Annotated in this window: 8 protein-coding genes; 4 read left to right on the plus strand and 4 right to left on the minus strand. The window is 55.2% G+C overall.

Annotation, left to right across the window (positions count from 1 at the left end):
- The 3 genes from NCCP691_RS21645 to NCCP691_RS19885 all read left to right on the plus strand — a co-directional run.
- The coding region (locus tag NCCP691_RS21645) for an integrase core domain-containing protein (protein ID WP_217021575.1) at positions 1–110 on the plus strand (110 nt) is incomplete at its 5' end.
- Between the two features lie 683 nt (positions 111–793).
- The gene (locus tag NCCP691_RS19880; RefSeq protein ID WP_220810314.1) at positions 794–2,971 is read left to right on the plus strand and encodes a hybrid sensor histidine kinase/response regulator; all 2,178 of its coding nucleotides are present in this window, start codon (positions 794–796) and stop codon (positions 2,969–2,971) included.
- 1,005 nt (positions 2,972–3,976) lie between these two features.
- On the plus strand, positions 3,977–4,285 hold the full coding sequence (locus NCCP691_RS19885) for a c-type cytochrome (protein ID WP_220810360.1): 309 nt from the start codon (positions 3,977–3,979) through the stop codon (positions 4,283–4,285).
- 21 nt (positions 4,286–4,306) lie between these two features.
- Here the strand turns inward: NCCP691_RS19885 and NCCP691_RS19890 are convergent, their stop codons facing one another.
- From NCCP691_RS19890 to NCCP691_RS19905, 4 genes are read right to left on the minus strand one after another with little or no spacing between them, the layout of a single operon-like run.
- Positions 4,307–6,316, minus strand: coding sequence for a nitric oxide reductase activation protein NorD (locus tag NCCP691_RS19890; protein ID WP_220810315.1), 2,010 nt, complete (start codon positions 6,314–6,316; stop codon positions 4,307–4,309).
- Between the two features lie 17 nt (positions 6,317–6,333).
- Complete coding sequence (locus NCCP691_RS19895) at positions 6,334–7,137, minus strand: CbbQ/NirQ/NorQ/GpvN family protein (RefSeq protein WP_220810316.1); 804 nt, start codon at positions 7,135–7,137, stop codon at positions 6,334–6,336.
- The gene (locus NCCP691_RS19900) at positions 7,134–8,510 is read right to left on the minus strand and encodes a cbb3-type cytochrome c oxidase subunit I (RefSeq protein WP_220810317.1); all 1,377 of its coding nucleotides are present in this window, start codon (positions 8,508–8,510) and stop codon (positions 7,134–7,136) included. The genes NCCP691_RS19895 and NCCP691_RS19900 overlap by 4 nt, the downstream gene beginning before the upstream one ends.
- A gap of 14 nt (positions 8,511–8,524) precedes the next feature.
- The gene (locus NCCP691_RS19905; RefSeq protein WP_220810318.1) at positions 8,525–9,397 is read right to left on the minus strand and encodes a c-type cytochrome; all 873 of its coding nucleotides are present in this window, start codon (positions 9,395–9,397) and stop codon (positions 8,525–8,527) included.
- 1,421 nt (positions 9,398–10,818) lie between these two features.
- Here NCCP691_RS19905 and NCCP691_RS19910 point away from each other — a divergent pair.
- Positions 10,819–13,497: a putative bifunctional diguanylate cyclase/phosphodiesterase gene (locus NCCP691_RS19910; protein WP_220810319.1), complete on the plus strand. Its 2,679-nt coding sequence runs from the start codon at positions 10,819–10,821 to the stop codon at positions 13,495–13,497.
- Positions 13,498–13,587 lie beyond the last annotated feature (90 nt).

The raw sequence follows: 13,587 nt of genomic DNA on the forward strand, positions 1-13,587 counted from the left end.
GGTGCCAGGAATACAATAACGACCGGCCGCACAGCTCACTCGGGTACCTGACGCCAAAGCAGTTCGCAGATAGTTTTTTAACCGCAGACTCTAATTTGGTTTCGTACTAAATTGGGGAGCAGGTCAGCTTGAACCAATATAGCATAAGGACACGAAGGTCCATTTTTACTGGTCAAACATGTTGTCTTGGCGCAACTTCCGTGTATTCGCGGGTAGGACTAGCAACCGAAAAGCTGCGGGCATTAGTAACGATTTTTCAGGTATTTCTTTCGTGTCTAGAAATGATAACGGGGCAGAACTCTGCTCCCGGCAGCAAATACTCGAGGCAGAAATTTATCGCGCTACCGAAGGCAGAAAAGTGATTATTTTTGAGCCAGACGTGCTTGAATATCAGCATCAAGTAGAGCTGTTTCGCCGGTTAGGCTTTACTGTCGACGGAGCACAGGACCTGTCGGACATTGTCTCGCTCGTCCGGCACTCGTCTGTAATCGACCTGCTAGTTATTGCCGCTGACCGTCACATCGCACGAACTGGTGCCGTTATAGTAGACCTCTGTAAGTTGCTTCACCCTCGAGCTCAAATTCTTCTTGCGCTTCCCTCCGATAGTGCGGTGAACACCAGTGAGGTGAAAAGCTGCGGCGGGGAGGCTCTTACCAAACCCATGCCCGTCGCAGCAGTTATCGCAGTGGTACTGAAGCTTTTTAACCGGGCGACTGTCGCATAAGACAGTCAGCATACGAATGCTTGCGCTAGGCTCAATACGTTCCTATCTACCGGTCTCACCCACGACTTCATGAAACTCAAGGCACACCTTGCACTACTCGCTTTAGCCGTTCTGCTGCCGGTTGCAGCTTTCTCGGCATTTGCTATAAGGTCTCTGCTGAACTCGGAGCGAGAAGCTGCGATGCACAGCATGCACGAGCTTGCGCGCGCTTCGCTACTCGCAGTCGACCGGGAACTTACTCATGCCATGGCGACGGCGAATATGCTAGCGCTATCCGCCCTTCTCGCCAAAGGTGACCTAGCTGGCTTTCACGCACAAGCAATCGCTGCAAATAAGGGACGGCCTACAAACACAATTCTTTTCGACGAGAACGGCAAGCAACTCCTCAATACACTCATTCCATTCGGAACTACTATTGACGTAGACAATACGAAGAGTTTTCCGCGCATACAATCAGTCCTTCAGACAGGAAGGCCAAGTATCTCCGACTTAGTTGTAGGCGAAAGAACCGGCCATCATGTCGTGGGAGTGGCTGTCCCCGTATTCCTTGCAAGTGGTAAACGGTACGTGGTAACCCAGCGGATTACGGCCGAGCATCTGAGTGAAGGCTTGCCGAAGACAAACGTGCCGTCCGATTGGTTGATTGCCGTCTATGATAGAAGCGGAACGATTGTTGCAAGGAATCGGAATCCGGTGAAGTACGTTGGTACGCCGCCCGTAGAGCCACTGCATAAACTTGTTCTTGCTCGGGATAGAAACGAGTTCCAGGTCCCGATGCGAGAAGGAGGCGATGCGATAGGCGTGCTCGCATGGTCTGATTTCTCAGGCTGGTCGGCCGCGGTTGGCGTCCCTGTTAAGACCATTGAAGCCGCAGCTACCAAAGCTGTCTCTGTAACGGCACTTGGTCTCATAGCTGCGATTGCCTGTGCAGTTATCGGCGCCCTTATCCTTAGCACCCGAATCTTGCGAGCACTCGAGGGTGTACGCGCTTCCGCAGCGCTGCTGACTGAGTGTAAAGCGCCGCCCGTGATAGAGACCGACATAGCGGAGGTAAGTGAAATTCATCAGACCCTGCATCACGTGGGGAACGTGCTTGAACAAACAGAGGCGGCGCGTACTCGGCATTTATCGGAAGCTCAGAGCGCACGTGCGGTAGCTGAGGCGCAAAATAAAGCGAAGGACCAGTTCTTGGCGATGCTCGGCCACGAACTGCGCAATCCACTAGCTGCAATAAGCGCAGGTACGACTCTGCTACAATTTGCTACTGATAGTTCAGGTAATAACAAGGCAGTTGTAGATGCCATCTCGCGTCAAACCGACCATCTCAACGCACTTGTCGACGATTTGCTCGATGCCACAAGAGTAATGACAGGTAAGCTTGAGTTGAAGCTCGCTGTTGTTGACCTCGGCCACGCGGCTCGTTCGTCGCTTGACGCGTTGATGGCGCGCGGAATTGCGAAAGACTCCACCGTCAAGTGCGATATCTCCTCAGTGTTCATCAAAGCAGACCGCACCAGACTCGACCAGATGCTGACAAACCTGCTTGAGAATGCGTTCAAATACACTGAGAGGGGTGGCGCTATTGCAGTAATGGTCGCGGAAGAAGATTCGCGCGCCATATTTCAAGTATCAGACAACGGGGTTGGAATCGATAGCCTAGTTTTACCGAAGTTATTTGATGTCTTTGTGCAGGGACCTGTTACGAACCGCAGCAAAGGTGGCCTGGGTATCGGCCTTGCAATCGTCCGAGCTCTCGCCGAGCTGCACGGCGCCCAGGTGACCGCCACAAGTGCGGGGGCAGGGAAAGGCGCGACCTTCGGCCTTGAGTTTCCCTTAGTGGGAGCGTATACGGAACCTTCGTTTGTCAGGAACGCTCAGCTGCCGAATCAGCCGTGCAAAAAGATTTTGGTCATAGAGGACAACGCCGACATACGAAACCTCACGTGTCAGCTCCTCGAAACACTTGGACATGAGGTAATTGCGGCAGCGGATGGCGCAACCGGCATTCTCCGTGCAGAGCAGGAAGGGCCGTCCGTGGCACTCGTTGACATCGACCTCCCGGATACGTCTGGTCACAACATCGCTCGACATCTTCGAGCGAATCCTGCCACATCTGGTATTAGGCTATTTGCTCTTACGGGATACGGTCAAGAATCAGACCGGGAGGCTGCGCTAGAAAGTGGATTTGAACGCCATTTTACTAAGCCGCTCGGCATTGAAGAATTGGGGCACGCTCTCGAGCAATGATGGCCCGGAGAGAATTATTGTCATAGGCATTGCCATCTTCGTAGTTCACTTCGAATTTGCCTTTTTCTCTGAAACGTCGTGTGTGGCTTCTCGCGCAGTGCCTAAAGTCGACTTAACCTTCTCTCCGGCCTGCTCGATTGGCCCTTTCCCGGTATTGGGGTCGTCCTTTCGTTCGCAACCAGCGACTCCTACAAGGCTCACCAACACCGGAAGGATGCGTAGCCCGTGCAAGCAGGCGGCTAACAACTGATTGACCTCGCTCTTCTTATCTGAACGCATATTACTTCCGGATATAGTGCCTTAACACTGCCTCTATCTCTTCTGGTTTCATTTGCCTCGCAGTGCGTATCAACTGACCCTCACTTTCACTAGACCTAGTGCCGTTCGTACCGATACTCTACTAGCTCTCCGGTAAGCGGGCTGACTTTCTGGCGCTCGTATTTGCGACCTACCTGTCTACGAGATTGAGGTAGAACACACCGCGTCAGGAATGACAGGGAAAGGCGCCTGTTTTCCGCTAGCCTACACGTGTAGTTTCGACATCCGCCGCCAGCCGGAGAAGGACGATGGTTAAAGTCAGCTCGCAACCTCGCAGAACTGAACTCGGGGTCTCCTTTCTTGTGAAGGTCTCGGGTAAAGAGCACTCTTGCTTGATTTCAAAAGGCACTCTAGATTGGCTCGCTGCCAGAGGTACTGTCGACACTAGGGATTCTGATGAGATGGATGTCTTCCATGCCTTCGAGCGCTCTGTTTTGCGCGCTGCATCCAATGTCATAGCTGTCAATAGCGAAAGAAAGTTGTAGGTCCTGACTGCAAGGGTAATCGAGAAGTGCTCGAATGACCTGTGAACGACATCTTCTGTTCTCCCCCAGTTGTTCGATGCCAAAAGTTCAGTATGCGCGGCTCGCCAATAGCGTAGGCAAGAGAAGCTGGGCAAGTTGATTGAAGAACAAATCGAACTGGCGTCGGTCGAATGTACTTTATAACCAGATGGATGACTGCACAATGAAGAGAATAGTCGGAATGTTGGCGGCTCTTGGGTTGATAGCAGCCCCTACTGCATGGGCAAACGCTGAATTGGCCAAGGCGAAAAATTGTATGGCGTGTCATTCTGTTGACAAGAAAATGGTCGGGCCAGCTTATAAAGACGTTGCAGCAAAATACGCGGGACAGAAGGGAATTGAGGACAAGCTAGCTCAGAAGGTGATTAAGGGGAGCAAGGGGGCGTGGGGCGACATACCGATGCCCCCCAATGCGAACGTGAACGAAGCCGAGGCACAAACGCTCGTGAAGTGGATTCTCAGCCAAAAGTGAGGGTAAAACAGTATCGGCTACCTAAGCGGCAACAAGGCGCTTCATCCATTCCAGCAATACCGTAGGTAGTAGGTCTGGCCGAGGAAGTAGCGCGTACTGGTGAGCACCGAATACTGCCGGTAGGTAGCTTGCAGCCTGCCTGTCTATCGTCAGGCAGAACGAATTCATTCCCTGAAGTCGTGCTTCGGTGACTGCCTGACGCATGTCTTCCACGCCGTACCGGCCCTCGTACTCATCAACATCGTTGGGCTTTCCGTCAGACAGTAGGAGCAATAGACGGTGACGCGCCGGCTGACGCATCAGAACCGCGGTCGCATGCCGGATGGCAGCACCTGCGCGGGTATAGTGCTCTGGTTCGAGTGCCGCGATTCTTTGGGCTACATCGTTGTTATGGCTCTCTTCAAATGATTTGACTGCTCGTACTGTGACGCCATGCGGCCCTTCCCCGGAAAATGCCATCACTGAATAGGGCTCGCCCAGTCCTTGTAGCGCGATAGACACAAGCAGCAGCGCTTCCCGTTCGACGTCGACAATTCGCTTGTTGGCCGACACCCAACCGTCCGTCGAGCCGCTTATATCGATAAGCAGAACAATGGCCATATCGCGCTTGGCAGGACGATACGTCTGATACAGGGCCTGGGCCATTGGCATGCCAGCCTTGAAGTCGGAATAGCTGTCTATGTACGCCTGGAGGTCAATCTCTTCGCCTTCCAGCTGTTTGCGCATCCGGACACGTTGTGCCCGAAGCATCTCAAAGCGCCGGCGCACGACCTGCAGCATCCCGCGGTATTCATTCAGTGTACGGTCGACCCACTCCTGCGGTCCCTCGACAGGTGGCAGCAAGCGGACCGTCGCCCCCGCCTCGTGGTACGCCCCTATGCGATAGTCCCACTCGGGGTACCGCAGCTTCGACTCGGCTTCCGCTGCCTGTCCGGATTGCTGCCTGACCCGTGGCACCGGCGCATCCTCGGACAGCAAGACTTCCTTGGGGCGACCGGGCGTGGATACCAGCCGGGCCTCTGGAAGCTCCGACAACGAGTCCGCGAACTCCTCAGCTGCTGTACTTTCATCTCGGTCCGTCGGCCTCTGCATCCCTATGGGGTCTTCCGCCTGTTCGTGGGGTTGGGATGTCTGCACCATCCATGCGCCCTGTTTCTTGTCGTCCTCATCATCGCAGGCATCCCGTACCTCGGGACGCCGTGACAGCGTCGCACTGCGAGGCGGGGAGGCATTTGGCTCGGTATCGTCAGAACTGCTGCTTGCAGACATTGACACGCTTGTCGCTTGTGCCGGGTAGAGCTCCCCAGTCCATAAATCTTTGAAGAGCAAGCGACTTTGCTTACCAAGACCTGGAGAGCGCCGCGCCAGCTCCTCGGAAAGTCCCAAGGAGAGGTCCAGCGTTGCCGAAGGCGAGTCCGGTACGGGATGAGCAGAACTTTGCGTTAGTAAGGACCTGACAAACTCCTCTAATGGGCGGCGATATGCGGGAAAATCCCGCAAGGGCGGCCGGCATGTGAGAACTTCCGCGGAAAGGGTGTCCAGCCCGGTCCGCGTGCCTGGTAGAAGTTCGACGAGCAGCTTGTCTGCGGCATGGGCCTCAAGAACCAGGTAAATGGCTTGGTGCAGTGGCGACGTAGCGTTCACGATATAACCGGCACTGCCGCGTCTGGCACGGGCGGCCTGCTGTAGGGCGAGGATTCGGTAGCGCTCCAATGCATGTGGGCCGGACAGACTCCCGGGAAGCCAGATACTCTCGCCGTCGGTGGCGGGAATAGCCGCCTGGACGCGTGGCCCCTCTTTTCGCCTAAATACTTTGGTAAGGAATGTCGCTGGCGCGGGTGGTTGAGCGACCTTTAGTGCGTGGCTCCGGCCAAAAGCCGCGGTAATCAGCAGGTCAAGGCGCTGGGCGACGTCTTTAAGATAGATGCGGTCATCAACCGCCGAATCCTTCCGATGCCGCCGCCAGAGCTCCTGTACGTAGACCGTCGCATGTTTGGCGACGTCAGAGATAACTTCTTCAGCTTCGGGCACCGTACCTCCTTGTGGCCCTAAACGAACGTGGCGTCGACGAGGTCGCGCATTCCGCCTACCAGTGACTGGTCATCCGAGAGCGGCGATACCAGGGCCGAATAGCACGCTTCCTTCACTGAAATTCCGCTTGAAATCAGACGCGCCGCCGAAATCAACAGCCGGGTGCTCGGCACTTCCGCGAGACCTCGGTCTTGGAGTGCACGCAGACGGTGCCCAAGTGACACCAGCGCCGTCGCAGTGGCGTGGTCACAGCCCCCTTCACGCTCGACGATATCCGCCTCACGCTCTGCCGGCGGAAACTGAAAATCGAGCGCGACGAAGCGCTGACGTGTACTAGGTTTCAGGTCTTTCAGCATACGCTGATAACCCGGGTTGTACGACACCACAAGCTGGAAACCGGGCGCGGCCTCGATGGTCTCCCCGGTTTTATCGATAGGAAGGACTCGGCGGTAGTCGGTCAGCGGGTGAAGGACGACGACTGTGTCCTGCCTGGCTTCGACAACTTCATCCAGGTAGCAGATTGCGCCCTCACGGACCGCGCGAGTAAGTGGCCCGTCCTGCCACTGCGTGCCGTCGTGGCGAATCAGGAAGCGACCAATCAGGTCGCTCGCCGTGAGGTCATCGTGGCAGGATATGGTGATGAGCGGACGCTTCAAGCGCCATGCCATGTGTTCCACAAACCGGGTCTTCCCGCAGCCTGTCGGTCCCTTGAGCATTACTGCCAGATTCTTCGCATGGCACTGCTCGAAAATCCGGACTTCGTCCCCCGAAGGCAGGTAATAAGGCTCAGTGCCATCAGGAGTGTTGCTGGTAATGGTCATGCTCTGGCCGCTGCCCCTGCGGCGGTGCGCGTGGTGCGCTCCGGCTCAGTAGTAAGCTCGAACCGTGGCGCGTGACGGAAGAAGTCCACGATAAAGAGGATGACGCCGACCGCAAAGAGCGAGGCGGTCGCAATGAGCATCAGGAAGTGCACCTGAATCTTCAGCTGTGCGTCCAAATAGCCGAGACCGAGAATTCGCTCCAGGTAGACCTGCCCGATGCCGGCGGTGGCGAAGGAGAGTGTCATGCCGAACATACCCGCCAACTGAAGCCAGAACGACCAGTAACCAAGCTTCGTACCTTGCTCGGGACGTCCTGGTGCCATGGCCGGCAACGCGTAGCTAATCATCGCCATGACAATCATCGCATAGGCACCATAGAACGCGGCATGGCCGTGCATGGCTGTAATAAGCGTGCCGTGGGTCCACTTATTGACCGACGGCCACGTATGGGCAAGGCCAAGCAATCCTGCACCAAAGAGCGTGAACAGGGCGCTACCGACCGTCCAGTGCAGCGCGAGCGTATTGGGATGGGCCATTCCCGAGCGACGGATAGCGGAATACGCATAAATCGACATTGCCACCAGGGCGACCGGTTCCAGCGCGCTGAACAGGCCACCGATGGGCAGCCAGTAGCTAGGCACGCCGACCCAGTAGTAGTGGTGCGCAGTACCGAGGATGCCAGCGATGAAAACCAGACCCACAATCACGTACAGCCACTTCTCCATCACTTCCCGGTCGGCTCCAGACAGCCGGATGAGCAGGTAGGCCAGGAAGCCGCCCTGAATCATCTCCCAGACACCCTCGACCCAAAGGTGGATGGTCCACCAACGGTAGAAGATGGAGACGGTGTAGTTTTCGTAATGCAGCAGTGCCGGGAGGTACAGCACTGCTGCCCCCGCCACGCCAAGGAGCAGAACCCCTTCGGTGGTGGTGAACCGGCCGGATTTCTTAATCGTCATGCCAATGTTGTAGAGGAACATGAGCATCACGATGACAATGACGATTTTGTGTGGCAGCGGCTGCTCCAGGAGCTTGTTGCCAGTGCCATACCGGAACAGGTAGCCGATGACGGCCGTGACACCCATAACAACCCAGAGGGCGAGCTGTATGTAAGCCAGCTTGACGCTATGGATTTCGGTGCGGGATTCGTCCGGCACCATCCAATAAGTGGCGCCCATGAAGCCGGTCAGCACCCAGACGATAAGCAGGTTGGTATGGATGACCTTGGTGACGTCAAACGGCAGGATGTACAGCAGCGGGTCGGGACCCAGATACTTGGCGGCTGATAGCAGGCCGAACACGATTTGCAGGCCGAACAGCACCATCGCCACCGCAAAGTACCAGTAAGCGACTGATTGGGATTTGTAGCGCATTGTGGCTCCCCTGATTACTTGAGCGAGGCGAGATAGGCAGTCAGTTGGTTCAGTTGCTCGGGCGTCAGTGCCTTCTCGTAGGTGTTAGGCATAAAGGAGACGCCGTTAGCTGAATACATGGCACCAGGAACCAGATGGGCGCTGGGATGCGTAATTGATTCCTTGATGTAGCCCTCGACGTCCTTGGCCTTGCCCTTGTATTCCCCTGAGGCGAGCGTCTTCTCGGCCCTCGTTGCAAGTCCCGCCAACGTCGGTCCTGCCATGTTCACCCCTGGCGCGATGGAATGGCAGGCGTTACAGGCAGGGGATGCAGACCTGAAAATTCGCTCGCCCAGAGCAATCGGGTTCTCCTGGCCACTAAGTGGCCGAGCACCCGGAGGGGTTTGTCCGGCTTCTTTGGGCTGACCAATGGTCTGGGCCTGCCGTTCTGCAGACATGTCGGTTCCTGGAATCGAGGCGCCGGTCACGAGGATGGGGCGCGGAGGCCAGCCCTGGTTATCGACTTTGCTGACCCAGTCGAGAAACGAGATAAGGTTCTTGATTTCGTCATCGCTCAGGTTCTGCTTGGGCATGAGCCGGCGGTGCTTCTGCTCGTCGTAGAACTGAGAGGGGTCCTTCATGTACGCCGTCAGATACGCTTCACCGCGGTGCTGGGTAATTTTGGTTAGGTCGGGTGCATAGTAAGCACCCTCTCCAAAGAGCGTATGGCAGTTGATGCAGTTGTACTTGTGCCAGACGTTCTGGCCCAGTTTCACTTCCTCGGTAATGTTCTCCGCGTTCGTCAGTTTCGGAAACTGACGGTGACTATCGACGGTGAGGGCGAGGAAAACAGCGGCTGCAATCCCCGTCGAAATGATGGCGAAATGTCGTGCCTGTCTTTTGTTCATCGTCAGCCTCGCTGGTTAGACGCCTATGCCTGACCAGTAGGCGATGGAGATGTAGCCCGAGTAGAGCATTGCAACGACCATCAACAAGACGACGACATAGCTAAAAAGCTTCAGCGGACCATGCATGAGGAGGCTCCGTTTGTTGTTTCTGCATTTTCAAGAGCAGCGTCGCACCAGTACTGTGCAGCTTGACAAGAAAAATGCTGTGGCTATCCCCAATGACGAGTCTTATTTGCGAATAGTCAATATGCCCGAGTTTCCCTGTCACTACAGAATTTCTGTCGCCAACAATACAGCTGCCCGCTCTAGTTCTTGGAAGAAGGGAACACGGTAGCGCCAAGCGCACTTATTCGGCCGTTTCCAAACTTTGCAGAGCTGCGGTGTCAAAAGCGTACGAACGGAGCCAGGAGCGTCAATGAGAACCCCTCCTTACCAAATCGACTGTCAGCGCGGGCGACTTGCCGGGAAGTCATTGGACGACATAAATGCGCTGAGAGACCGTATTCACTATCTACGCAGTGCACGTAAAGACCTCTCGGCGAAACGAGCCTACTTCAAGCCCGGCATTTCGGCTGACGAAGGAATGGGCGCGCTAGATGCCGAACTTTCTCAGCTTGTGAGGAGAATGTGCGAGCTATATCGCCACAATGCCGAGTGAACGGAATTGCAAGAGAATGTGCTGTCCGAGACTCGTTCAAGACAAGCTCGCAATAGGACTGCGCTTGCTCTCAGCCTTCGCCTCTGCGCTATACCGCTTGTGTGTAACCCAAGCGACTTTCAGGTCCAGTCTTGCAAGCGCAAAAGCAGACGAGATAGCTCCGTATCGAGAATATCGGCGATATCCGAGGCCGAAACATCCGGACCAAACATCAAGTGTTGCGCTCGTAGCGAATCACGGGCGTGCTTCAGCCACTCAATCCGTTGGCGTAACTCTTGTAGATGGGGGGCCGGCTGCGTATCGTTGAATCCACGGTACAAGGAGGCGCGTGGCTCTTTAGGAAGATGGTGCATAAGGTGTCCGTTGTCGGTACACGTTGGGACACCAGCGGCGACGAGTCAATCGTGCTGCTTTGCTTGAGACAGGTCACAACATGGCGGCTTTGCTCCTGCAGTAGCGCCAGAATTCCGCCGTTGGCCTGCTTCAAGCTGCGCCTTCCACGGTTGACCAGCTCACTAGAGAAGTTCTTGCGCCGGCGGCGTCATTTCCGATGATTTTTCTCGAGGAGGTCTGATGAGACAGCTACTCCAAGTTCTTCTACGAAGATTCGCTTCTGGTTATCGTCATCGACGACATGACTCACAACGACCTGCTACACCACGCATGTCTCTCGCCTGTTTCCACAGGCCGGGTACTAGAAGGAACTTCGCCCGCGCGCAATTCTCTGTCTAGCAGCACTTCTTGACACTTCGACCCATAGCGCATGGATGCTACTTCGTCTTCGCAGGCCGCAAGCATCGCCACTGCCTTCGCCCTATTCCCGTATCCCGCCGCACTTCTTGCTCCCGACTCGTCCGTCTTGGCAGCAAATCCGGCGTTTCTCAAGCTTCTCGCCGCGGAAGCGGATTGCATAAACCGCCAAGTGTGCGACGTGTTTTCGTGCACAACACACTGTAAAGACGACCTCAGCGGAAGAGTTCAAGACGCGATTACCGAAGCTCTGCAGAAAAAGGAGCCTTCCCAGTTTCGAGTTGCATCAACGGTGTTTGGGGAAGGAGATGGGGACACCGGAAGCGCCCAGTGGCTTTTTACGCACAGCCCAATTCTGAACGATGTGGGTGGGGTAACTCTCATCCTGCAGACATGTTTCCAAGTGTTGTCTATTGGAGAGATTGTGGGCCTAGAAGATACGACTGGGGGCAATCCGGTAGACGAGCATGCGCGCCCTAACGTCGAGCCCACACGAAGAACTGTCCCGAACTCCGACCATGCCAGTGGGTTGCTCAGTAACGACGAGCGTACGCGAATGCGGCTCGTATTCGACCAAGCCCCTGGTTTCATGGCAATCCTCGTCGGCCCATCTCTAACATACGACGTCGTCAACAAGGCTTACTATCAGTTAGTTGGACACCGTGACCTAGTCGGCAGGCCCGTCCGGGAAGCACTTCCGGAACTGGCAGGCCAGGGATACTTCGAGCTTCTTGACGAGGTCGCGTCAAAGAAGGAACCGTTTGTTGGGCACGAGATGGAAGTTCGCTTCCAACGCACGCCAAACAGTCCGCTCGAACAGATTTTCATCGACCTGCTTTTCCAGCCAATTCTAGAACCCGACGGCACCTTCATCGGCATCTTTATCCAGGGACATGACGTCACTGGACGCGTGCATGCTCAGAAAGCCCTTAACGAAAGTAACGAGCGCTGGCGCGTAGCTGTCGAGGGTTCGCGGGACGGCGTGTGGGATTGGAATGTGCTCACTAACGAGGTCATATACTCGAAACGATGGAAAGAGATACTAGGCTATGACGAGAGTGAGCTCCAGGACCGCTTCTCCACTTGGCGCGAGCTTCTTCATCCGGAGGACCGGGACGTTGTACTCGAGAAGATGAATACAGCAGCACGCGACGATGTTCCATTTCACGTCGAGTATAGACTGAAATGCAAGGACGGCTCCTGGAAGTGGGTGCTATCAAGAGGTATCGTCGTAGCACGTGACGACCGTACTGCGCTACGACTAGCCGGAACGATGTCCGACATATCAGGGAAGAAGGAATCTGAGGAAGCGATATGGCGGCACGCCAGCTTCGACGCACTAACCGGACTTCCAAATCGCAGGCTCTTTCGAGATAGACTAGAGCAAGAAATCAAGAATGCCGAACGCTCAAGAACAAGCATGGCCGTCATGTTTATCGACCTTGACCGCTTCAAGGAAGTCAATGACTTGCTTGGCCATGATGCAGGAGACCGTTTGTTGAAGGAAGCATCGGCGAGGCTGCGTAGCTGTATTCGTGCTTCAGATACGGTAGCTCGTCTCGGCGGAGACGAGTTCACAGTGATTCTTCCCGACCTATCTGACAATGCTCATCTTGAGCAAGTCGCCGAGAAAATCATCCATTTTATCTCGCTCCCCTTCCAGGTCAACGGCGATGCCGCCTACATCTCCGCGAGCATCGGGATTACTGTCTATCCGAGAGATGCCAAGGACGCAGAGGAGCTTATTCGAAATGCGGACCAAGCCATGTATGCGGCGAAAAATGCAGGCCGCAGCCGGCTGCGTTTCTTCACGCGGGCAATGCAGAAAGACGCTCAAATGCGCCTCCGGCTGGCACGAGACCTTCGCTCGGCATTGTCGAAGAGGCAGCTGCATGCCTTCTTTCAGCCGATAGTTGACCTGAAGACCAACAGCATCGTTAAAGCCGAAGCGTTACTTCGCTGGGAGCATCCTACTCGTGGATGGATATCGCCGACCCTATTCATCCCACTAGCCGAAGAAACAGGACTAATTCACTCGATAGGTGACTGGATACTTGGTGAAGCGGTAGCTTACTCGAAGAAGTGGACCAAGCATCTCGGACGCCCCTTCGAAATAAGTGTGAATCGTTCTCCTGTTGAATTTATGGTGGGTTCCAGCGACTTCGCGTGGAGGCACATTTTTGCGGATGGCGGACTAGACGGTTGTGGCATCTCCGTCGAGATAACCGAAGGCGTGCTGCTCAACGCGTCCAGCCACGTCGCCGAAACACTGCTGCAGTTCCGAGACGCGGGCATTCACGTCGCTTTAGATGACTTCGGCACCGGGTATTCGTCGATGTCCTACTTGCTAAACTTGCACATTGATTACCTAAAAATCGACCAGTCGTTTGTGCGCGATATTGTGAATAACCGGGGAAGTCAAACAATTGCCGAGACCATGATAGTGATGGCCCACCGCTTAGGGATGAAAGTAATAGCGGAGGGTGTGGAAAATCAAGAGCAAGCGGCGTTTCTACGTGAGGCGAGCTGCGATTTTGGACAAGGCTATCTCTTCGAGAGGCCGCTTCCCGCAACGAAGTTCGAAGAACTTCTCGAAAGTGGTCCAATCGCGGTCCTGCAAGAAGCCGCAAGCACTCCCAAGCCTAGGACAAGCGTTCACCGCAGGGACGACGGGTCACTGGTTGGTATATGAGTAAAGCCGATGGTCGAGGACTATAATTCGATGAATCGACGTCACTGAGTCGAAAGCAAGAAGTATAGGGAAAAGTGCAATAGGTGCGCC

Origin of the sequence: Noviherbaspirillum aridicola, assembly GCF_019656455.1 — a bacterium.
Lineage (GTDB): Bacteria > Pseudomonadota > Gammaproteobacteria > Burkholderiales > Burkholderiaceae_D > Noviherbaspirillum > Noviherbaspirillum aridicola.

Excerpts from the sequence above, each read along its gene's own strand:
- NCCP691_RS19880 (WP_220810314.1), top strand. The coding sequence starts at position 794 with ATGAAACTCAAGGCACACCTTGCACTACTCGCTTTAGCCGTTCTGCTG.
- NCCP691_RS19885 (WP_220810360.1), top strand. The coding sequence starts at position 3,977 with ATGAAGAGAATAGTCGGAATGTTGGCGGCTCTTGGGTTGATAGCAGCC.
- NCCP691_RS19895 (WP_220810316.1), bottom strand. The coding sequence starts at position 7,137 with ATGACCATTACCAGCAACACTCCTGATGGCACTGAGCCTTATTACCTG.
- NCCP691_RS19900 (WP_220810317.1), bottom strand. The coding sequence starts at position 8,510 with ATGCGCTACAAATCCCAATCAGTCGCTTACTGGTACTTTGCGGTGGCG.
- NCCP691_RS19905 (WP_220810318.1), bottom strand. The coding sequence starts at position 9,397 with ATGAACAAAAGACAGGCACGACATTTCGCCATCATTTCGACGGGGATT.
- NCCP691_RS19910 (WP_220810319.1), top strand. The coding sequence starts at position 10,819 with ATGGATGCTACTTCGTCTTCGCAGGCCGCAAGCATCGCCACTGCCTTC.